This is a genomic window from Corynebacterium sp. p3-SID1761 (genome assembly GCF_055862885.1).
In genome coordinates this window covers 77138-99326 of the sequence record NZ_JBSQBJ010000002.1, presented here as the reverse complement: position 1 = coordinate 99326, position 22189 = coordinate 77138, and the positions used below count along the sequence as shown (strand labels likewise).

At 59.4% G+C, this 22189-nt stretch carries 18 protein-coding genes; 5 read left to right on the top strand and 13 right to left on the bottom strand.

What is annotated here, in order from left to right; translation table 11 throughout:
- Nucleotides 1-7: 7 nt before the first annotated feature.
- The 8 genes from ACWXWJ_RS02320 to ACWXWJ_RS02285 form a co-directional block, all read right to left on the bottom strand.
- Complete coding sequence (locus ACWXWJ_RS02320; protein WP_473963427.1) at nt 8-1522, bottom strand: UDP-N-acetylmuramoyl-tripeptide--D-alanyl-D-alanine ligase; 1515 nt, start codon at nt 1520-1522, stop codon at nt 8-10.
- Complete coding sequence (locus ACWXWJ_RS02315) at nt 1519-3153, bottom strand: UDP-N-acetylmuramoyl-L-alanyl-D-glutamate--2,6-diaminopimelate ligase (RefSeq protein WP_473963426.1); 1635 nt, start codon at nt 3151-3153, stop codon at nt 1519-1521. Before ACWXWJ_RS02315 ends, ACWXWJ_RS02320 begins: the two co-directional genes overlap by 4 nt.
- Nucleotides 3150-5042, bottom strand: a complete 1893-nt coding sequence (locus ACWXWJ_RS02310; RefSeq protein ID WP_473963425.1) for a peptidoglycan D,D-transpeptidase FtsI family protein — start codon at nt 5040-5042, stop codon at nt 3150-3152. Before ACWXWJ_RS02310 ends, ACWXWJ_RS02315 begins: the two co-directional genes overlap by 4 nt.
- A 146-nt stretch (nt 5043-5188) precedes the next feature.
- Entirely contained in the window at nt 5189-6085 is an 897-nt protein-coding gene (gene ftsL, locus ACWXWJ_RS02305) for a cell division protein FtsL (protein WP_473963424.1), read from the bottom strand.
- Nucleotides 6086-6153: 68 nt separating this feature from the next.
- Nucleotides 6154-7212 carry a 16S rRNA (cytosine(1402)-N(4))-methyltransferase RsmH gene (gene rsmH, locus ACWXWJ_RS02300; protein WP_293791341.1) on the bottom strand — a complete coding sequence of 353 codons (1059 nt, stop codon included), beginning with the start codon at nt 7210-7212 and terminating at the stop codon, nt 6154-6156.
- A 257-nt stretch (nt 7213-7469) separates the two neighbouring features.
- Entirely contained in the window at nt 7470-7901 is a 432-nt protein-coding gene (gene mraZ / locus ACWXWJ_RS02295) for a division/cell wall cluster transcriptional repressor MraZ (RefSeq protein WP_293791342.1), read from the bottom strand.
- Between the two features lie 776 nt (nt 7902-8677).
- A complete protein-coding gene (locus ACWXWJ_RS02290) occupies nt 8678-9079 on the bottom strand; it encodes a DUF3040 domain-containing protein (protein WP_473963423.1) in 402 nt (133 codons plus the stop codon).
- A 149-nt stretch (nt 9080-9228) separates the two neighbouring features.
- Nucleotides 9229-9654: an SAV_6107 family HEPN domain-containing protein gene (locus tag ACWXWJ_RS02285; RefSeq protein WP_473963422.1), complete on the bottom strand. Its 426-nt coding sequence runs from the start codon at nt 9652-9654 to the stop codon at nt 9229-9231.
- 161 nt (nt 9655-9815) lie between these two features.
- On the opposite strand from ACWXWJ_RS02285, the gene ACWXWJ_RS02280 reads away from it, so the two are divergent.
- Entirely contained in the window at nt 9816-10448 is a 633-nt protein-coding gene (locus tag ACWXWJ_RS02280) for a GNAT family N-acetyltransferase (protein WP_473963421.1), read from the top strand.
- Nucleotides 10449-10518: 70 nt separating this feature from the next.
- Here ACWXWJ_RS02280 and metF read toward each other — a convergent pair whose 3' ends face one another.
- A complete protein-coding gene (gene metF / locus ACWXWJ_RS02275) occupies nt 10519-11487 on the bottom strand; it encodes a methylenetetrahydrofolate reductase [NAD(P)H] (protein WP_293791346.1) in 969 nt (322 codons plus the stop codon).
- Between the two features lie 139 nt (nt 11488-11626).
- On the opposite strand from metF, the gene ACWXWJ_RS02270 reads away from it, so the two are divergent.
- The 3 genes from ACWXWJ_RS02270 (at nt 11627) to ACWXWJ_RS02260 (ending at nt 16185) form a co-directional block, all read left to right on the top strand.
- The gene (locus ACWXWJ_RS02270) at nt 11627-12796 is read left to right on the top strand and encodes a polyprenyl synthetase family protein (RefSeq protein ID WP_293791347.1); all 1170 of its coding nucleotides are present in this window, start codon (nt 11627-11629) and stop codon (nt 12794-12796) included.
- Complete coding sequence (crtI, locus tag ACWXWJ_RS02265; protein WP_473963420.1) at nt 12797-14551, top strand: phytoene desaturase family protein; 1755 nt, start codon at nt 12797-12799, stop codon at nt 14549-14551. It begins immediately after the preceding gene.
- Nucleotides 14552-14622: 71 nt separating this feature from the next.
- Complete coding sequence (locus ACWXWJ_RS02260; protein WP_473963419.1) at nt 14623-16185, top strand: alpha-(1->6)-mannopyranosyltransferase A; 1563 nt, start codon at nt 14623-14625, stop codon at nt 16183-16185.
- On the opposite strand, the gene ACWXWJ_RS02255 is transcribed toward ACWXWJ_RS02260, so the two are convergent.
- On the bottom strand, nt 16085-16450 hold the full coding sequence (locus tag ACWXWJ_RS02255; RefSeq protein ID WP_473963470.1) for an Rv2175c family DNA-binding protein: 366 nt from the start codon (nt 16448-16450) through the stop codon (nt 16085-16087). The two genes, ACWXWJ_RS02260 and ACWXWJ_RS02255, sit on opposite strands and share 101 nt — an antisense overlap.
- A 258-nt stretch (nt 16451-16708) precedes the next feature.
- Between ACWXWJ_RS02255 and pknB the strand changes: the two genes are divergently transcribed.
- Nucleotides 16709-18973, top strand: coding sequence for a Stk1 family PASTA domain-containing Ser/Thr kinase (pknB, locus tag ACWXWJ_RS02250; RefSeq protein WP_473963418.1), 2265 nt, complete (start codon nt 16709-16711; stop codon nt 18971-18973).
- Between the two features lie 32 nt (nt 18974-19005).
- On the opposite strand, the gene ACWXWJ_RS02245 is transcribed toward pknB, so the two are convergent.
- The 3 genes from ACWXWJ_RS02245 to ACWXWJ_RS02235 are packed head-to-tail and all read right to left on the bottom strand — an operon-like array spanning nt 19006 to nt 22145.
- Nucleotides 19006-20394, bottom strand: coding sequence for a class II 3-deoxy-7-phosphoheptulonate synthase (locus ACWXWJ_RS02245; protein ID WP_293791351.1), 1389 nt, complete (start codon nt 20392-20394; stop codon nt 19006-19008).
- A gap of 59 nt (nt 20395-20453) precedes the next feature.
- On the bottom strand, nt 20454-20981 hold the full coding sequence (locus ACWXWJ_RS02240) for a polyadenylate-specific 3'-exoribonuclease AS (RefSeq protein ID WP_293791352.1): 528 nt from the start codon (nt 20979-20981) through the stop codon (nt 20454-20456).
- Between the two features lie 30 nt (nt 20982-21011).
- Complete coding sequence (locus ACWXWJ_RS02235; RefSeq protein WP_473963417.1) at nt 21012-22145, bottom strand: acyltransferase family protein; 1134 nt, start codon at nt 22143-22145, stop codon at nt 21012-21014.
- Between the last annotated feature and the right edge of the window lie 44 nt (nt 22146-22189).

The window sequence follows — 22189 nt, the reverse complement described above, 5'->3', positions numbered from 1 at the left end:
GGGTCTTTTAAGCTCCTTGGTCTTCGCCGATGAGCAGTCCTTCTGCCACGGCCCACAGTCCATCCGAATACGATGCCTTAATCAGCACCACATCCTGCGAGTTCAAACTCGTATCTAGGTAGTTCACCGCGCCGTCGATATTCTCGACAACCTGCGTGTCCACTCCACTTTCACGGGCGGCAGTGGCCAGTGCGTGCTGGTTTACACCATTGCCCACGATGACGGCGTGGTCGATTCGCCGCTGAGCGAGCACTCGGCCCAGCTCTGCGTGTTCGTCACTTGCATCATCACCAAGCTCACCCATCTGGCCCAAGACAGCCCAGCTCTCCGCATCGGGGCGGCCCTTGGCTGTGAAGGCCAAAGCGTCGATGCCGGCGCGCATAGACTCGGGGTTGGCATTATAAGAGTCGTTGATAATGGTCACCCCGTCAGAGGTGCGCGTGCGCACGTCCATGCGGTTCACGCTGGCAGCGACATGGGAGCTCAGGGAAGTCGCAACCTGTGCGGCGTCAATACCCATTTCGATGCCCACCGCTGCGGCGGCGAGAGCATTGGACACCTGGTGAGCGCCAAAAACAGACAACTCCACACGCACCGGTTCACCCTTCGGGTGGTGCAAAAGGAAGCTGGCCCGAGCTACCGCATCCAGCTCGATGTCGGTGGCGTAGTAGTCTGCCGGCACTCCGGCGGCACCTGTGGTTCCTTCGGTGGAGAATCGCACTACGCGCGCTGCGGTGCGCTTGTCCATTGCCGCTACCTTGTCGTCGTCGGCGTTCAGCACGGCCAGGCCACCGTCTGCGGCCTGTGGCAGAGCTTCTACCAGCTCACCCTTGGCTTGGGCGATAGCCTGGCGGGATCCGAACTCACCCAGGTGGGCACTGCCGACATTCAGCACCACGCCCACGCGCGGCGGCGTGACCGTCGTCAAATGCTGAATGTGTCCCACACCGCGAGCGGACATTTCGCTGACCAGGAAGCGCGTCTCGCGTTCCGCGCGCAACGCGGTGTACGGTAGGCCAATCTCATTGTTAAAACTGCCGGGCGGGGCTACGGTCTCCCCCGCCTCCCGTAGTACTGCACCAATCAGGTCCTTCGTGGACGTCTTACCTGCGGAGCCGGTCACTCCCACAACGACCATTCCTTCTTCGGCGGCCAGAACGTCGGTGTTGTATCGAGCCAGCTTGTCGACCGCTGCCAGCACTGCGGCCCCGTGGCCTTCTGCGTCGAATTCGAAGGCGGTCGCATTGGAGGTCTGCTCATTCATCTGCACAGGTTCCGCCAACAGCGCCGGCTGCTCCACTCCCCGGCCTACAACTAGAAGGGCGGCGCCGTTGCGTAACGCAGAGTCCACAAAGTCGTGGCCGTCGGCCTTGGCACCGGGCAGAGCCATAAAGATCGCCCCGGAGGTGATCTTGCGTGAGTCGAACTCCACCGGTCCGGTTACCACGGCCTGTGGGTCCGCGCCGTTGATGAGAGACCCGCCCGTCACGTCGGCGATCTGTTGTGTTGTTAGTTCAATCATCGCTGCTCACTACTTTCGCTCTGTCTACCCTCGCGCTCTGAATGTGCCTGTGCCCGCTGAGCCAAGGCGTTCGCCAACTCCTCCACATCGTCGAAGGGGTGCATAACTCCCGCGACGAGCTGGCCCTTCTCATGCCCCTTGCCTGCTATAACCACTGCATCGCCCGACTGTGCCCAGCTCACGGCAGCAGCTATAGCCTCAGCCCGGTCGGGCACGATCTCGCACACTGTCTCTTTGTCTTCTTGCTGCTTTTTCTTTTTGAGGACGCCCTCACGCGCCCCTGCATAGATCGCTTCCCGGATCGTAGACGGCTCCTCGTCTCGAGGATTATCATCCGTCACGAACACCGCGTCTGCCAGCTCAGCGGCAATGCGTCCCATAATGGGACGCTTCTCGTGGTCACGATTGCCACCGGCACCGAGGACAATCCCGATGCGAGCTTGCGGGTCAGGAAGGTAGTCGTGGAGACTACTTAGCACCGCCTGTACAGCCCCCGGCTTGTGTGCGTAATCCACCATGGCCAGGAAGTCTTGGCCGGCTTCAACAAGTTGCATGCGACCTGGCACCTGCACATCCGCCAGCGCCTGCACTGCAGGGCTTTCAGATGTGAGCGTCTCCCCGGTTACGGCCTCAATACAGGCCAAAGCAACCAAGCTATTGGCTTGGTTAAAGGCTCCGGCCATGCCGATGCTGTAGTTCAGTTTGCGGGAGCTTTCGGCCCCGGTGATCTCCACCCCAATGTGCTGACGGCCGCTGGCTGACACCTCTGCGGAAGTGATGGCCCATGCAGGGTTGGTGTTTGCTTCCGGACGCTCAGCGGAGTCGTTCTTCGTCTGCGGATATAGCGCCACTGTGGACGAGAACTGAGCGGCGATGTCGCGCATACGCTCGCCCCACTCATCTTCACAGCAAATCACTGCGGTACCAGGCTGCTGGCCATCCTCCGCTCGCTCGAAAAGCAATGCCTTGGCTTGGAAGTAGTCCTCCATCGTCGGGTGGAAATCCAGGTGGTCTTGGCTGAGGTTTGTAAACGCCGCCACGTCAAAATGCAGGCCACGTACACGCCCCAGCTGCAATGCGTGGCTGGATACCTCCATGACCAGGTGCGTGGCTCCCTCTGCAACCATGCGCGCCAGCAGCGCCTGGAGGGTCGGCGCCTCCGGGGTGGTCAGCGAAGTTGGAATTGGCTTGCCGTTAATGCGGGTGCCCGTCGTGCCAATCAGGCCTACCTTCAGCCCTGAATCCAGCAAAGCCTTTTCGACGAGGTAGCTGGTAGTTGTCTTGCCGGAAGTGCCGGTGATGCCAATGGTCTTCAGCTGACGCGCCGGGTGGCCATAAATCTCTGCGGAAACCGGACCCATCCATTCGCGTACATCATCGACAACAATGCACGGAAGTGGAGTGGGGGCGTCTTCAATAATCCGCTGGCCCGCGGCGTCAGTAAGCACGGCTACGGCATTGCTATCCGCGGCGAAGGTCGCTCCATGTACCTTCTGCCCTGGAACTGCGCAGAAGAGCCCGCCCGGTTGTACATCTCGCGAGCCGATTGCTGCCGATGTAACCTCCACGCCTTGCCAGGGTCCTGTGAGGGTACCACCGCAGATTTCGGCGAGACGTTTTACAGATGTCATTGATTTGCCTCCAGCATCAACTTCGGTCCGGGCTTTTCAGATGGGGAAACGTTGTAGTGATCCAGCATCCACGCCATGATGTCGTGGAACAGCGGTGCCGCGGTTCCGCCCGCGCCGCCGTCGGTTCCGCGCTGCGGATTGTCCAGCATGATTCCCACGACGAAGCGAGGTTTATCAGCAGGGGCTATACCCGCAAAGTTAATCCAATAGGAAGAATTTGAATAGGCTCCGGAATCCGGGTCGATTTGCTGGGCGGTACCTGTCTTGCCGGAAACCTGGTAGCCATCAATAGCTGCCGGAGCACCGCTACCCTGCTGGACTCCCGTCTCGTCCTTTTGGGTTACTGCGCGGAACATGTCAACGGTCGTCCGGGCAGTCTCCGGGGAGACTACCCGAGTTTCCTTAGCCGGGTCGGTGGGCAGCTCAGCGCCGTTGGAGGATGTGATCTTCTTGATCAATCGTGGCTCCACGCGCACGCCGTCGTTTGCCAGCGCCTGGTAGATGCTCGTCATTTGCAGCAGGTTCATCGACATACCCTGGCCGATCGGGAGATTGGCGAAGGTGCCGCCAGACCACTGGTTGAGCTCCGGCATGTAGCCGCTCACCTCATAGGGCAACCCCACTCCCGCTGCCTGGCCCACGCCGAACTTGCGGAAGTAGTCGTACATCTTCTCCTCGCCTACCCGCTGCGCAAGCATGAGGGTGCCGACGTTAGACGACTTACCAAAAACACCGGTGGTGGTGTACGGAACCTCTCCGTGTTCCCAGGCGTCCTTCACCGTTACACCGGCCATGTCGATGCTGCCAGGAATCTTAAGTACCTCGTCCGGGGTCGTTTTGCCCTCTTGGATCGCAGCGGCGGCAGTCATGATCTTGGCGACGGAGCCGGGTTCAAAGGAATCTGCCGTAGGGCGGTCGCCAAAGACCTTCTTACGCTTCAGTTGCTTTTCGATGTCACCGTTGGGATCAATCGAATCGCTGGATCCCATGGCAACAATCTCGCCGGTCTTGGAGTCCAATACGACGGCGGAGGCAGACTTGGCTCCGGACTTCTCCCGTGCCTGCTGCAATGCCTGCTGCATATAGGTCTGCGCGTCAAGGTCGATGGTCAGCTCGTAGGAATCACCATCGACAGCGGGATGCACGTCACGGGTGGATCCCGGAATCAGGTAGCCGTCACCTGCGACGTCTACAGTGCGGGAGCCGTTGATCCCCTGCAATCGAGCGTCCTGGGAAAGCTCGAGGCCGAACTGCCCCTGATTATCAGTGCTGATCTTGCCGATCATGTTTTGTGCGACCGCACCGTTGGGGTACTGACGCAGATCTTGACGCTCGGCAGTGATCTCGGGGAATTCCTCAGCGACCTTCTCGGCGACATCCGGATCGACGTTTCGAACCAGTACCTCATAGTCCTTATCGCTCTTCAGCTTGTCACGGATGTCATCTTCCTCGATGTCATCGCCTTCTTTGTTGATCATCTCCGGCAGGCGCTTGGCGATATCCTCGATGCGCTTCTTTGGCTCCGGCACGTTCTCGGGGTCTAGTTCATGACGCTCCTGCATGAACGACTCGAGCTTCTTCGGGTGCACTGACAAGCTGCGGGCATCCATTGTGTAAGCCAATATCTGGCCGTTGCGGTCAGTGATCCCGCCGCGCAGGGCCGGCTCGGCGACGACTGAGGTGCGCTGCAACTGTGCCTGTGTGGACAAAGACGGGCTCGCGACCAGCTGCACCCAGACCAAACGCAGGATAAGTGCGAAAACCGTCAAGAAGATAACAAGGAACACAAGACGGACGCGTTTGTTAAAGCGCCCGAAGGAGGTATCCAAGATCAACCACGAGTTACCTTCAACCGTCCGCGGGGAGCGGCGGTCGTTACTTTTCGACACGTGGTTGTCCTCCTTTCTAATCACTCTTGGCTATTGTCCCCACAAATACGAAAACAGGCCGGGGTTGCTCCCGGCGTGTCTGAAGTTTTCGCACCGATCCTTCTCGCTTGTGAACCGCGCGGGAAAGCTGGTCTGGCCCCTGACGCTTATCGCTGCGCCTGGGCAGGCGCAGGGGCAGGGGCAGGGGCAGGGGCCGGAGCTGGAGCTGGAGCCGCCGGAGCAGGAGCAGCTGCTTGCCCTGGTGTTTGCCCTGCCGTGCCACCGGAATAAGGCAGACCACCATTTGCCTGCGCATTCCCCGGCGCACTGGCATTCACGTCCGGAGCGCGATCGCCTGCCACAATCGGGTTGTTCGGGTGCAGCCCTTCAACCCGGTTGGTCTTCTCTGGGTCACTGGTAGCACCTCGGCGCTTGGCATTGCCGTTGACGTCCACAACGTCCTTGCCACGCTCTGCATCAGCGGGACGGGTTTCCTTAATCTTGCCGTTGCGATCTTCCAGGATGCCGGACTGCTTCGGGGTGACCATGCCCAGTTCGCTGGCCTCCTTAGCGATGTTCGCAGAGGATTTTGCGTTATTTACATCGCGGTTCAGGCTCTCAATTTCGTTTTCCAGAGTTGTGCTGTGCTTTTGCGCCTCGGAGATCTGGAAAGACTGCTTTGTGGTTGCAGCGGACAGCGCCATGACGGAGACAACACCGATGATGAACACAGCGACCGCTAGGGCGATACGACGAGTCAGCTGCGGATTGCCGCGTTCCAGGGCAATGATGCGGCGGCCACGAACGGATACCTGCTGGCGCGAGCCAACTCGGCTACCACCAAAACGACGCGCACTGCGATCCACTGTGCTCGTGCGCTGAGCACGATCCGTGCGGGCAGCGCCCCAATCACTACGGCGATGGGCCGGGGCGGCGACGCGTTGGCCGGAGCGCTCTGGACGGTTTCCAGCGTAGGAGCGGTCGGTAACGACGCGACCGGCGGAGGTGGTGTGGTCGCGGTCAGTGCGCTGGCGGCGAGTGTTGATGGTGCCTGGTGCGGTCATGTGTTTCCTTCCGAAGGTTCGGAGGTTCGGATTTGTTTCTATCAGTGATGTTTCGGGGTTTTGCTTAGCTAACTGGGCGTGTCCAGCGGAAATGTGGTTTTTCCTCTGTCGTTGACCCTGCTGAAGGCTCTTACCCTCACAGGTGCTGCACGAGAGTTCTGCTCGATTTCTGCTTCGCTTGCTTTCTCGGCTCCCCGCGTGCGTAACTCAAATTCGGCTTCCATCCCGGGCAGTTCCATAGGCAGCCCAGGGGGCGTCTTCGAGCTGCTGAGCTGCACCAATTCCTTCTTGACGATCTTGTCTTCCAGCGATTGGTAGCTCATAAACACGCCTACGCCGCCGACGTGGAGCCAACGGGAAATCTCGGGAATCAGCTTCTCTAGGGATTCGAGTTCTGCGTTAACCTCAACGCGGAGTGCTTGGAATGTGCGCTTGGCCGGGTGTCCACCCGTTCGACGAGACGCCGCCGGGATCGTGGCATAGAGCAACTCAACAAGCCGTGCGGAGCTGTCGAAAGGTTGCTTCTCCCGCTCACGCACAACGGCGGAAGCGATCTTCCCTGCGAACCTTTCATCGCCATAGGTCTTGAGAATGCGAGCAATCTCGCCGTGGCTGTAGGTATTCAGAATGTCGGCAGCAGTCAGAGGGCTGCTGGGATCCATGCGCATGTCCAGCGGCGCATCGACTGCATAGGCGAATCCGCGCTCCGGTTGATCGAGCTGCATGGAGGAGACGCCCAGGTCGAAGAGGAAACCAGAAATTCCACTCTCACGCACACTGGAAGGAATTGCCCCTTGATCCATGAGGTCTTCAAGCGCGTCGGTCACTCCGTCAAAGCGTGTCTGATAGGAAACGAAGCGATCGCCGTAGCCTGCCAGACGTTCATTCGCCTCTGCGAGCGCATTGGGATCACGGTCTAGCCCCACCACGATGGCGTGCGGAAAGGCGTCGAGAAAAGCTTCGCTGTGCCCACCAGCACCGAGGGTGCCGTCTACGATTAGGGGGCGTTCCGGCGCCTGGGCACTGTGCACACCCAACCCGACAAGCTCAACCATGCGGTCGCGCATGACTGGAATATGGCCGTGCTCGTTGTGCGGCTTGGCCGGCTGTGCCTGCCCGTCGGTCATTAGCTTTCCCTCCTTCCCTAGCTGCGTTATCTCTAGATTCCTATCCCCAAACTGGGGCTCTTTGTATTTCATGAGCCACATAGATACTTATGTGACTCAAAAGTTAAAAGAGTGCGAACAGGGCCTCACCTGCGTGGGTGCGGGCTTGACATCGGGGAAGTACGTCAAGGTTCCGCGTCGTCCACGCAGGTAAGGGCCTGCGCACACTCTGTTGTCCACTATTAATTTGTCGTCTTGCGTTGTCGTTCCACGCGCTTCTAGAGGAAGGAAGCCAGCACTTCGTCGTCGCCGTCCGAGAAATCCTCTTCGTGCTCAGCGCTGTATTCTTCCCAGCTCGCGGCATCCCAAATCTCAATGAAGTCGACATTGCCGATTACTACGCACTCCTTCGAGAGCCCCGCGTAGTTACGGTGCAACGCCGAAACCGAAATCCTCCCCTGCGAATCCAGCGCCTGCTCATCGGCGCTGGCAGCAAGGTTTCGCACGAATGCGCGAGCCTTCGGGTTGGTGCGCGAAGCCTCAGCAGCCTTCTTTGCCCGCACAAGGAATTCAGCCTTGGGATATACAGCCAGGCTGCGATCCTGCCCTTTCACAACCATCAAGCCGTCCGCAAGTTCTTCGCGAAACTTCGCCGGCAGGGTCAATCGACCCTTGTCGTCGAGCTTCGGCGTAAAGGTGCCGAAAAACATGTCATCGGCCCCTTTCTATGAATGATCTTGCGCCTTGCTTTGCCGTGTCCGTTGTGAATCAAGGGTAAAAATCACCCTGACCATCGGTTTCTCTATGAAGTTTGGACTTGTTGGCACAGCTTCGCCCCAACGATCCCCACTTTACCCCACTCCTCCCCACAATCTCTACAACACGAGCTTATGTGTGCCCTTTTTTCTCGCCACTTCTTTCTCAAAGTGTCCCCAACCAGCACTCTAGCCATAAAGCACACCTTCACAACCAACGCACGATCTTTACATCCCCCCTCTTCTTTATTACGACACCACACTCTCCCCCACCCCGAGCCCCCCACTAAAAGCACCGGTTTAGCACAGGTAGACAGCGTTTCCCCCTTACACACGACCATCCTTCACCCCGAATGACTATGCATAGAATATTCAAAGTGGGGGAAAGTGGGGTGACCACACCCAACTCGCACACCAAAAATAAGATTTACCTTTTGAGGTCTAGCCTGAATTATGTAGCAAGTTCGATACCGACCAAGAGGATGCGACATGCGCTACACAACCGGCAACTTCGGGGCATTCGCCCACCCCTAGAGATCGAAAATGCCAGCGTGCTGGATGAGGTTCTGCTGACCCAAACCCGATGACCCCAATAATTCCCACATCGCGCCACGGTAAATCCCCGAAGAAGTAGAAGTCCCCTGACTCAAGGGTGAAACTAGCCCTAGCCGCAAACTAAAAACCACCGTCCTCCCGGCTGGGAGGCGGTGGTTTTCTTGTTCCGTAACGTTTTAGCGCTCAAAGCGACGGCGGAAGCTATCTTCCATCCGATCGCCGAGCCCGCCACCGGACGTTCCCTTCAGGGCACGTGCCTTGCGGGGCTTTCCCGCCTTGGAACGCTTGATAGCTGCAGCCTCCGGATCCTCATTCGGCTGGAAAGCCAGCAAGCCACCACCGAACATGATCAAAAATCCGAGGACACTTAGAGCCACGAACCACAGCGACAGTTGAGAGGCTGCAATGCCACCAACCATCACCGTGAGCCCGAGAACAATGAGCGCGATAGAACGGATGTTGAAGTTCATTGTCCGCTCGCCATTGGTGGAAGCCTGCTTCGCCAGGCGCGGATCCTCAGCAATCAGCGCCTGTTCGATCTCCGCGAGCATCCTCTGCTCTTGCTCTGATAGAGCCATCGCGACCTCCCAATTCTTTGCGGCTACTTCTTCCAACGGACAACCCGCAGAAAAAGTTTCCAGCCCGGGTGCGCTCCACCCGTGTTTACCCCACCCACCCTACATCAACCTGCGGTTTTCAAACAATGATGTGCATTGTTTGAGAAGCTCTAAGCCACCTTTGGCAGGTAATCCACCGCCGCTCGTGCTAGGTCCACTAGATCACAAGCATCGCGGTAAATCACGCCCCGGGAATCCGCAGGTATTCCCTGGCTAAGCCCCAAGCCAGCCCGGCTCGCCACTCGGGCATGCGCTTCAAAGGTTTCAGCCCATTCTTCAAGGTCCGGGCGAAGCACCCTCAGCTTTGCCCACGCACTCCCGGAAGGGCGACGCTTCCGCGAGGCCATCTCCCATTCAATCAACGCCCCTGCCGCCCTCAGCCCGGCGCGGTAGGCATATACGATCGCCTCTGGCTCGCGAAGTTCCGCTCGCGACAGTGCCAGCTGTCGCTCTGCCTCGTCCAGGAACCCCCTCGCACCCAGGGAGCGACTGTACCTACCCCGGGCTCCTATCTGCTTTTCCTGTACGGCCATCATTCTCATCCCCTAGTTTGCTCAGTCGCTGTTCTATGCAAGGTTTGGGTCTCACATTAGAAAGCGCCCGAGACATCACTGAGCACCAAGCCTACCATATTCGAACATATGTCTTATTAACTATTTTTGAGTTCATTCCGCCAGAAGGTGGCACTATTGTTTCCATGCCCCAGGACACGTACTCCCAGCCAACTCCCGACGATTCCTCCCTGCGCGTGTCCATCATCCCTGCCAACAACCGTCAGTTCATTGCGCGGCTCGACGAGCTCATCGACATTCACCTCGCCGCAATGAACTACCCCAAAGAGACCCATCCACAGCGCAAATCCCTGTGGTTCTACAACGCCTCCCAGCCGGACTTCACCTGCACCATGGCGCTCCTACACCACGTTGACGAGGCCCCAGATCCCGACAATTCACGCCAGCGTTGCGTCGGAATCGGCTTCACCTTTCGCGGCTCCCCGCACACATGGTGGTATCGGCAGGTCGCACGCGGCCTGGTTCTTAACGGATACTCCCGCACAGAGGTGTCCCGCATACTGCATACCTACGCAGAGCTCTCCGAGATACATGTCCTGCCCCCAGCGCAGGGTGAGGGCGTCGGCACCAAAATCCTCAACGACCTCCTCCAGCGAACGCCGCAGAGTACAGTAATGCTCTCCACCCCGGAGGTAGAAGGTGAAGCAAATGCCGCCTGGCAGCTTTATCGCCGAGCCGGGTTCACCGATGTGCTACGAAACTTCAAGTTCCCTGCAGATCCGCGACCATTCGGCATCCTGCAGCGAACGCGCAACTAACTCACCAATAGCTCACCAATACCAATACAGAGCCACTGCTGGGCACCTCGCGACTCCACTACCGAGGTACCTAGCGAACCATGTCGTGCCCGAGCCCCTGCCCCCATGCTGGCGCCATTCCCAAGTTGTGCAGAACTTCCTGCGTAGCCCGCACGTTATTCATCGTCATGAAGTGCAGATCTGGCACGCCTTCGGCAATCAGGCGCTCCGCCATCTCGGTGGTCACCTCGATGCCCACCTCGCGAATGGCATCACGGTTAGCCACCTCATCCCCTGCAGCCGCATCGAGTAGACGCTTCTCCAATTCCGATGGCAGAGCAGCACCCGCCAGCTCCATTTGGCGCCGCACGCTACGTAGCGACGTAATCGGCATAAGCCCCGGGATGATCGGCTTCTGCCCATGTTCCGGGTCCGCCTTGGCCAACCGGTCACGCAGACGCAGGTAATGATCCACATCAAAGAACATCTGCGTAATGGAATACTGTGCCCCGGCGCGAAGTTTCGCCAAGGTGTATTCGGTATCTTGCTCTAGCGATCCGGTGCGGTAGTGACCTTCCGGAAAGCTGGCGATGCCGATGTCAAAGTCCGCACATTCGGGCATATCACGAATCATGTCGATCAACTCGCTGGCGTAATTTAAACCACCCGGTGTAGCCACCCATTCAGCGTTAGGGTCGCCCGGCGGGTCGCCGCGCAGAGCCAGCAGGTTGGTCAGCCCCAGCGATGCATAGGTGCGTAGCATCTCCCGCAGCTCTTCCTGTGTGTGCTGCACCAGCGTCATATGCACCAGAGTGGTCAGCGGCTTGGTGCCCAGTCGCTCGGCAACGCGCAGAGTGCGCTCGCGGGTGCTTCCGCCGGCGCCATAGGTCACGGATACGAAGCTCACACCCAGATCGTGGAAAGCTTCCGCTGCATTCCAGAGCCGCTCCTCGGCAGCGTCATCGCGCGGCGGCATGAACTCGACAGAGAACGGTACACGCCCCGGCGTATGGAGGGAAAGTGACTGGGATACGGCAACCTGCCTGCGGATACTAGCCATACCCAAAGATCATATAGACAGAGCTGTCCATTTCAAGACATTGGCAATAATTCGCCTAAATTCGATACTCGCTCACCCCCACGCCCCGCCATACAAGCGTTCTTCGCACTTGACGCCCAACCGCTTAGAATGGAAAACCATGAGTACCGATGAGCAGGCAGCACACCCCTGGCGCCTCGATTCCCCACTGTCCGCGGTCAAAGCCGCCGTCGATGCCCAGCTAGTTGAGTATTTGAACCACTCGCACGAGGAGTTTTCTCATATCAATCCCCTCGTCAGCGGTGCCATCACGGTACTTCGGGACTTTATCGTCAACGGTGGTAAGCGCGTGCGTCCGACTTTCGCCTGGGCAGGTATCCGCGCGGCGCTCGAAGGCGGCGGCGGGTCGCTGGAGGCTCTTTGTGAAAAGGAAAATGACGCCACCTCGTCCCTCACCACCAACTTCACCCCCCACTCCGTACTCAATGCGCTGTCCGCTTTCGAATTCATCCAGGCCTGTGCGCTGATTCACGATGACATTATCGACCGCTCTGATACCCGGCGCGGCTTCCCCACTGCCCATCGCACCTTCGAGGGCAAGCACCGCGAACGCGGTTGGTTGGGCTCTTCTGAGCACTATGGGATAAGCCAAGCTATCCTCCTCGGCGATCTCGCTTTTGCCTGGGCAGACGATCTGTACAACGATTCGGGTCTCAGCGATACCGCATTGCGTCGAGCCCGCCCCGCGTGGCGCGCGATGCGCACTGAAGTTATTGCCGGCCAGATTTTGGACATTGCCGTCGAGGCAAACGGTAGCGAGGATGTTGCAGACTCCTTCGCCGTCATTAAGTACAAGACCGCCTCCTACACCGTGGCCCGACCGCTACACATCGGAGCTGCGCTGGCGGGAGCCAATGAACAAACTCAAACCATGCTCCGCGGGGTGGGTCAGGACATCGGCGAGGCCTTCCAATTACGAGATGACCAATTGGGTGTCTTCGGCGACCCGGAAGTCACAGGCAAACCATCTGGCGACGACCTACGCACGGGCAAACGTACGACACTCATCAACGAGGCGTTGCGCCGAGGTAGCGCAGCCCAGGTCGCTGCCCTTCGAGAGGGGCTGGGACAAGGCGTGGAATCGTCGGAGGCCGACATCGAGCGTCTGCGGGACATCATCCACGACACTGGCGCACAATCCGAGGTAGAGGCTCTCATCGAAGCACGTACTCAAAGAGCCATCGAATCTCTAAAATCCGGCGGCTTGGGTACAGACATCACCACAGAACTGACTGCCTTGGCGGATAAACTAACGCACCGGAGGTTTTAAATGAAGCTATCCACTCGCTCCGCCGATGGGCGGCGACACCTGAGCCTACCGAGCCCTTTGGTGCCAATGACGCGCCCCACATTGCGCCGACGACTGCCAGGCAATGGCGAGCGCGTCGTTGTAATTGGCGCAGGTCTAGCGGGACTCTCCGCCGCACTGCGCCTGCTCTCCGCAGGACGGGATGTCACAGTCATTGAGGCTTCCAATACCGTCGGTGGACGCTGCCGCAGCGAGCAACTCACCAGTGCACACGGAGACTACATCGCCGATACAGGCGCTACCGTTTTGACAATGCCCAGCCTGATCGAATCCGCGGTAGCTTCCGTCGACATCGACCTACGCTCTGATTCTTCTGCCAAGCAGCTGGGTTTGGAGCATCCATGGGCGCCACGGCGACTCGCACCGGCCTATCATGCGCAATTCGCCAGTGGACGTCACGCCGAGGTTTTCGCTGGACGCGACGCGATGGTGGCAGAGATACGCCGTTTCGCAGCATCCAAAGGTCTGGATAAAGCGGCGGCGGACAAGCTTGCAGCCGGCTACCTTCACCACCGCCAGTGGTCCCAGGATGTCTTCAGCGCCAGCTTCGAGAACTTCTTGGCCGCGGACTTCGACGGTGCGCTGGATTTGTTTTCCACGCCCGCTGCGGCGTCGGACCTCAGCCACTTGGGCTCCCTCGGCGCCTTCGGCAGCCTCGGCAAGACCACGGCACGGCACCTCCCCGATACCGAGCTACAGCGGCTCTTTACCTTCCAAGCCCTGTACGCGGGTGTGGCACCGAAGAACGCGCGCGCCGTCTACACCGTGATCTCGCACATGGATACCTCCATGGGCGTGTTCTACCCCAGCTTCTCCATGAGCGAGGTTCCCGAGGTCATGGCCGCCGCTGTGCGCGCTGCGGGTGGCCGAATCATCACCTCAGACCCCGTCGAGCACGTGGACTTCTCCGAGGATCTGATTACCGGTGTACGCACCCGCACCGGCGAACACATCCCCTGCGATGCTGTCGTGGCAACCCCCGACCTTCCGGTGATCGGCAATCTGCTGACACAGTCGGGGCGCACGAGTGGGCTGGTGTCTCGTTCCTTTGTCCGCCGGTTGTGGCGCAAGGCAGCGCCACTGCGCTGGTCCCCTTCGGCCGTCGTAATCCACGGAACCATCCCCACGGCCGTTTCCGGCGCGTGGGATTCCCAAAGCCATCACACCATTAGTTTCGGCGCGGCATGGGACGAAACCTTCCGCGAGATTACGGCCACTCACGGTCGGGGGTCGCTGATGAGCGATCCTTCACTGCTGCTCACCCGTCCGGCACGCACGGTGCCCGAACGCGCCTTTGGTGGCGACGCCACGTCTCCAAGCACGGACACATTCGAACCCTTGAGCATTCTCGCTCCGGCGCCGAACCTGCGCTCCGCGGATATCGACTGGCACAACATCACCGAACCCTATGTCCAGGAGCTCTTAAGGGTCTTGGAGTCCCGCGGATACTCCGGCATCACCGAGAACTTCAGTGTCGCACGGATGGAAACGCCGGCAACATGGCAGGCGGATCACGGCTTCGGCGCTGGCAGCCCCTTCGCATTGGCGCACTCCTTTACCCAGACCGGGCCCTTCCGTCCCCGTAATGCCCGCGCATTCGGAGTGGACAATCTAGTGCTTGCTGGATCCTCTACTACCCCGGGGGTGGGCGTGCCGACCGTAATCCTCTCTGGAGCGTTGGCCGCCCGTCGTATTACCGGCGGTGGTGTGTTGTGACGGCCGGTGAGGCGTTTCTAAAAAAGGCTCGCACCCGACTGCAATCGACTAGCTACAGTCGCGCGATATGGATGGGACTCATTGGCAGCATCGTCTTGACGATCACCTCCCACAGCGTCGGCGCCGTGCGTGCCCGAGGCGGCATTATGCAGGTCATCGGGCTTAGCTCGTTCACTTTCGGCCATGCCGCAGGCATGATGACGGTGGTGATGTGGTTCGCCCTGTTGGCAATGGTCCTCAGCTGGATCATTATTGGCCGACATATTCTGATTCACGGCGCCACCCTGCGCCGATCAGCTATCGCCGCATGGATCGGCCCCCTAGCGCTAGCAGGGCCGTTAATGTCTCGCGACATTTACTCTTATCTGATGCAGGGCACCCTGGCCCGCGATGGGTTTAATGCGTACGAGGTAGGTGCTGCCGCCAACCCAGGCCCACTGTTGTTCGAGGTCAGCGCCGATTGGCGAAACACCACAACCCCTTATGGCCCGCTGCATATGGGGCTCGGTCGAGCGATCACATCGATCACCGGCGATAACATCACTGCCGGCATCCTTGCTTTCAAACTGGTTTCCATCGCATCAGTGCTAGTAATGGCCTGGGCCGTGGCGCAGCTGGCTACCCACCTTGGTGTGCGTCCCGACGTGGCTATGTGGCTGGGGGTTTTTAACCCCCTTAGCGTCCTGCACTTGATCGGTGGCATGCATACGGAAAACCTCATGATGGCGTTGATCTTGGTGGGATGTCTTTGCGCAATGAGGCTCCATCCCGTCCCCGGTGGCCTGGCGGCTGCCGCGCTAATCGGTGTAGCTGCGGCGTTGAAGGCAACGGCGTTTATTGCGTTGCCTTTCGTTGTATGGATAATGGTCGCCCGTATCGCTGGTCCGCTCCCCTATACAGAGGGCAAGCGCCGTTGGCTAGGGTTAGCAGACACTTGGCGGCGTTTCGGAACCCTGATCTGGACGGGTCTGGCCAGCGCAGCCACATGCATTGGGGTGTTGGCGCTGATTACAGTCGCAACTCAGCAGACATGGGGCTGGGTCACGGAGGTCACGGGTAACTCTAAGGTCATCAACCCCCTGGCGCTGCCTTCCTTTATTGCTTCCACACTTGAACCTTTCCTTTCGCGTATCAACGACGATCTGACGTTTAACGTTCTGGTGGATGCCATCCGCCCGGTGAGCAGTGCCCTCATGCTCGTGGGGCTCGTCATTGCGTGGTGGTTATTCCGGCACGATGAGCATACTGCGTTCACCGGCATGGCTGTGGCCTACGCCATCACCTGTGTTTTCAACACGGTGACGCTGCCGTGGTACTACACAGCTCCCCTGTCGCTGATATTCCTGGCTAGCCAATCGCGAATGACGATCTATCTCACCAGTGTGTTCTGCATGTGGGTCACCTTCATGTTCGACGGCGGAGGAAATAACCGCCTCTACGCTCTGTGGTGGGTGCTCGCCTTTGCAGTTGTTTTCGCCTGGATCGTCGCCGCGTGCCTATGGGATCCACGGCAGCAGCGGCCGCAGAAGCATGCTACAGAATCGCCATCGCCTGAGCGCGGCGCATCACCTCGCGGGCAAGGTGACCGTGCAGGGCATCAACCGGACGCCCGGGCAGAGAATCATCCTCAGTAAACAGGTAGTCCAGGATCTCCACATCCGAATAGCCACCATCGCTGAGCAAAGCGATCGCACCGGGAACGAACCGGTTGAGTTGACCGCCTTCGCCGAGGAAACGCGCGGGAATGTGTCGGATGCCGTCAACCTGAATAGCCAGCAGTTGCTTCTTGTTCAGCATGTCCATGACCTTGGTGATTACCAAGTTCATTCGTTCCGCGGCATCGGGAAGAGTCAGAACCTCTTCACCTGCAGGAACTCCACCCACCGACTCGTCGAGGATGCGTCCTGAAGCCTCGCCCTCCACGTGTGCGGAAATGCCGTGATCTACTGCGTGCTTGTTTTGTTTACTCACGGTCGCCACTGTAGCGCGTGGGCGTCAAAAAGAAACGAGTAGGGCACGAACCTGGCTAAACGTATAATGACACGAGTACCACTAGAATCATTGCGTAACTCTGAACGCACGGGGAACAAAAACACCCCTCATAATCATCTCTTCTCAAGAGATACGACTGCTGAGAAAACGAGGCTGAAACTAGACGTGAGCGAGCTACATCCGGGAGACCTGCTGGAGTGGCGCTACCGCATCGGCGCCCAGATCGCCCGCGGTGGCATGTCCACAGTCTATGCGGCGGTCGATACCCGCCTGGACCGAGAAGTCGCGGTCAAGGTAATGGATCCAGCGCTCGCCCGCGAACCCGCCTTCCGTACTCGCTTCGAACGTGAGGCTCGCGCAGTAGCGAAACTCAACCACCCAACACTCGTAAACGTCTTCGACCAAGGTGTGGACGAGGACTATGTTTTCCTCGTCATGGAGCTGGTCGAAGGCGGCTCCCTGCGCGAATTGTTGAAGGAACGCGGCCCTATGCCCCCGCATGCCGCCATCGCCGTGATGCAACCCATGCTCAACGCCCTAGCCATCGCACACGCCAAAGGGATGATTCACCGCGACATCAAACCGGATAATGTGCTGATCAGCGATCAGCACCAGGTAAAGCTCGCGGACTTCGGCCTCGTGCGCGCCATCGATAACGCGATGGGTGATGCCACGAACGCAACGACCTCCGTCAACGGGCAGGTCATCGGCACCGTCGGTTATCTTTCCCCTGAGCAAGTGCGCGGCGAAAACCTCACCCAAGCCAGTGACGTGTACTCAGCAGGCATCCTGCTGTTCGAACTGCTGACTGGCCGCACTCCTTTCAAGGGTGCTTCCCCGCTGGAAACCGCCATGGCGCGTATCAACCGTCCGGTGCCCGCTCCCAGCACGTTGATGCCCGACATTCCACCGGAGATCGACGAGCTCGTTCTGCGTGCGTGCCACCGCGACCCCACCCAACGTTTCCAGGATGGCAGCGAGTTCCTGCAGGCCGTGGAGGACACTGCGGAGCAGCTAGATATTCCGGACTTCGAAGTCCCTGCCCCTATTGAGTCCGCCGTACGCACTGCTCTGGCCGGTACCGACTTCGGCGAACGTACCCCGTGGAATGACGAGTCGATGGCTACCCGCGCTGTCACCCTCCCCCAGGAGGATCGTGCCCGCCCGGAGACGCACCATACTGCCGTCACTCAGTACCATCCGGCGAACCGACCAGGTTATGCGCAGCATCCTGACTCATTGGCGCCGTCTCCCGATACCAATGTGGGGCCATCGCATCAGCCAGTGCCACACCGACCGGCCCCTCATCGGTCGCCCCAGCACCGGCCCGCACCTGCACGCCCGGTGCACAAACTCAGCAACAAGTCACCGGCGGCCACCATTGTGTGGGTTCTCGTACTCCTGGCGCTGGTTATTGGCGTGGCGCTTGGCGGATGGTGGTTCGCCACGGGTCGCTATGGCGAGATCCCCACTGTGGTCGGCATGGATAAAGCCACGGCACAAGCCACCGTCGAGGAAGCCGGGTTCAGCTCCAAACTAGACGAGCGCTACGACAACCAGGCGGAGAAGAACACGGTCATGGGAACCGACCCTGCCAAGGGGCACCGCGCCTTGCGAGGCTCCGAAGTCGCCGTGCTGCTTTCCCTAGGCAAGCCGACTATCCCGGATCCCGGAACGAACTCCAGCTTGCAGTATTACGAGAAAAAGCTGACCGACCGCACTTTGAAGTTGAAGAAGGGCGAGGAAGTCTACTCCGATGACATAGCAAAAGGGCATGTCGCGGAGGTCCAGCCTGCAGCGGGAACCGAAGTCAATACAGGCTCGACCGTCGTTGTCCACATGAGCAAGGGCAAGCGCCCAGTGAAGGTGCCGGGTGTCAAGGGGCAAGAACACGACCGCGCAAAGCAGACCTTGGAGTCCGCCGGCCTAACAGTTGCCGAAGAGACCGAAGAGTTCGACAAGGATATACCCGCAGGTCAGGCGATTCGCACTGATCCAAAGGAGGGATCGGAAGTCGAATCCGGTTCGGAGGTCACGCTGGTGCTGTCGAATGCGATCGAAGTACCGGATGTAGCGGGGCTATCTATGGATGACGCCCGTAAGGCTTTGCGCGAGGCAGGTCTCAATCCGGTTGAGGGCAAACCCGTGGAGGACTCTTCCGAGGATTCCGGCAACGTTGCGCAGCAGTCACCCCAGGCGGGCGAGCTGGTAGATCCTGCGAAGAACACAGATGTGGAAATCCGCGAGTCCACGTCCCAGCGCGTGCCGTGGACGATCGGTCTCAGCGCGGAAAAGGCTCGCCAAAAGCTAGAGGATGCGGGCTTTGAGGTGAAGATCAAGGGTGACCTCAACGGCTTGGTTCTGGGCCAATCCCCCGGCCCCGGCTCCCGCAGCCACCGGGGTGCCGTGGTCACGTTGACCACGGTGTAGCTGCCGTCCCGAAGGCAGCTAGTCGCGGCCACCTAGTTGCGCAGCATCTCCGCCACTAGGAACGCCAGCTCCAGCGACTGCTGGGTGTTCAGTCGCGGATCCACGGTAGTGGCGTAACGCTCCGGCAGATCCAGATCCGTGATGGACTGACCACCGCCGACAACCTCGGTGACGTCCTCGCCCGTCAGTTCTACGTGGATACCGCCAGGGTGCGAGCCGAGCTTCCGGTGCACCTCGAAGAATCCCTGAACTTCGTCGATGATGCGGTCGAAATCGCGCGTCTTGTAGCCATTGTTTGAGGTGTAGGTGTTGCCGTGCATAGGGTCGCATTGCCAAATGACCTTGTGACCCGTGGCCTCCACGGCCTCGACAATCGGAGGCAGCGCCGTGCGGATCTTGTCGTAGCCCATGCGGGTAATCAGCGTCAATCGACCCGGGGTGTTCTTCGGATCCAGCTGACGGACGTAGCCCACGGCCTCTTCCGGGGTGGTCGTCGGACCGATCTTCACGCCCACGGGGTTGGAGATCAAAGAGGCGAAGCGAATGTGCGCATCGTCAATGCCACGGGTGCGCTCGCCGATCCACACCTGGTGCGCGGACAGGTTATACAGGGCGTCATTGCCCTCTTCGTCGTGAGCCAGGCGCAGCATTGCACGCTCGTAGTCCAGAACTAGCGCCTCATGGGAGGCGAAGATGTCTGCGGACCGCAGCGTCTCCGACGTCACGCCACAAGCGGACATGAACTCCAGGCCACGGTCGATCTCTGTCGCCAACGCCTCGTAGCGGGCGCCCGCCGGGGAGGTTGCCACGAACTCGCGGTTCCACTCATGCAGCTTGTACAGGTCAGCGGTACCAGAGTTCGTCAATGCACGAACCAGGTTCATTGCTGCGGAAGAGTTAGCGTAAGCGCGCACCATGCGGGATGGGTCGTGGGCGCGAGCTTCCTCGGTGGCCTCTACGCCATTTACCAAGTCGCCACGGTAGTTCAACAGACCATTGGAATCTCGGTCCGCAGAGCGTGGCTTGGCGTACTGGCCAGCGATACGTCCCATCTTCACCACGGGCGTGGAAGCACCGTAGGTCAAGACAACAGCCATCTGCAGCAGGGTCTTCACGTTGCCACGCAGGTGCGGCTCCGTATTGGTTTCAAAGGTCTCCGCACAGTCACCGCCCTGCAGGAGGAAGGCCTTGCCCAGGGCGACATCAGCCAGTTGCTTCTTCAGCTTCTTAACTTCGGGAGCCACCACAATCGGTGGCACGGATTCCAGGATCTTCCGCACGCGCCCTGCGTGCTCTGGATCCCAGCTAGGCTGCTGCTTCGCGTCGCGAGACAGCGCATCTTCTAATTTTTCCGCCATGTCCGCTGGCAGCGGCGGCAGATCCGGAAGTTCGTCTAACGGTGCATCAATAGTCCAAGCCATAGACAGAGCATACGTTACCTAGCCACGGCTTTTGGCAATCAGGCTATTTTCAGATGCTTTTATGGACGTCCGGGTAACCCCTTCAATGCTTCCATGGACAGGCGGTATTTCACGACATTGAAACGGGCGTCGGCAAGAGCATCGTGAGCATTGCTAGGGCTTTCGGGCAACCGTGGTCGACCGGCCATCTCCCACAGCTGCTTCAGCTCGTGGGTGAAACGCGGCAGGTCAGCGGGAAGCCCGGTCATGTCGCCCCATAGCTGAGCCAGCGCCACGTGATCATAAGCCCCCACCCAGGCCCATAGTTCGGGCCGCTCGCTGGGACGTCCCCGGGACTTCGTAGCCCGCTCGGGAACTAGGAATTCGTGCAGCTTGGCACGCATCGTCGCGCGATCCATCCAGGCTTTGTCGGAGCGCGGTGGCAATTGCGGCAGAACGTTTTTCTTTACCCATTGCCCCGCCCGATGCTCGTTAAATTCGGTGGAGACTGCGTAAAACTCGCGCCCATCTTCGGCCACCACACCGATTGAGATCAGATCAATGGTGGAGCCGTCCTCAATGAACTCTGTGTCGTAGAAGTAGCGCACGGTTGTCCAGTCTAGAGCCTGGGCTTGAGGCTAGGCCGACAGGGGGCGGTCACCGCCGAACCGTACCTGCTGGCGCGGTTTTTGCTGTTTTTCTTGAGGACGCCGCAGTGCCGGCGGGAACAGCGTCCAACCAATATAGGGCGTCTTGCCCACTACATAGCCCACAATGGAAGCAACTACGCAGGCGCCGATACCCCACCACAATTGGCCTGCCATCGTGCCCAGGAAAGCGAGCGACTCCGGATGCGCTTCGGCCAACGTAACGGCGTATCCGCCGAGCAGGTACAGCCCCAACGGGTGGAACACGTAGACCGGTAAGGTGTTCCGGCCTACGAAAAGGAAGATCTCACGCACGACAGGGATCACGCACAGCCAAGCGGCAACCACGATGGCAAATGGCAGTGCGAGGACGGAGCGCAATAGGTCAGTTCCCAAGGTCAGAGCCGCAACCGTAGGCGTCCAATCGCTAAAGAGCGTCTTGGCCAGAGTCCGCATCACATACTCAGAGCTGAAAAACAACACGGCGCTTCCGAGTATCACAAGGGGGTTGAAGGCACGCTTGGCCAGCCGGAAGAAGAAGCCTCTGCAGTGCAGACCGATGAAGAACATGGGGGCAAAAGTGAGGACATGCCGGAAGAAGATATTTTCCCCGCCACCGAGGAAAGCTCCGATGACCAGCGGGATAGCGGAGGTTAAGATGGCCAGCCACGGCGGCTGTTTGCGAAGTACCCAGGCGAAGATGTTGTAAAGAATCAACGCATAAAGGAACCACAGACCCACGTTGCCCAGAAGCATCGCCTTAAACAGGTTCATCAGCGAGTAGTTGTCGTCGATACTCATGCGCGTCAGAATGTGGAAGGGATTAAAGACCAAGTAAGGCACCAACAGGAACCACAGTCGTCGATACCACAGGTCGGCGAACGAACGCTCCAGGATACGATGGGCGAACAGCCCTGACACGAGGAAGAACAGCGGCATTCGGAGAGGATCGAGGAAGCTGGAGAAATGCCCCAGCGGGGTTTCCGTTCCACCGGGAACCCCGGTAACGACGTGCATAATGCACACACCGACAATGGAAAACCCTTTGGCGGCGTCCGCCCACTCGACTCTCTGCTTCACCGGCCGCGCCTGAGGCCGACTCGCACCCTGATCTACCTTCGACATGATTCTTATTACAAGATCAGGTTTGCGCTGCTGAAGTCAAACCG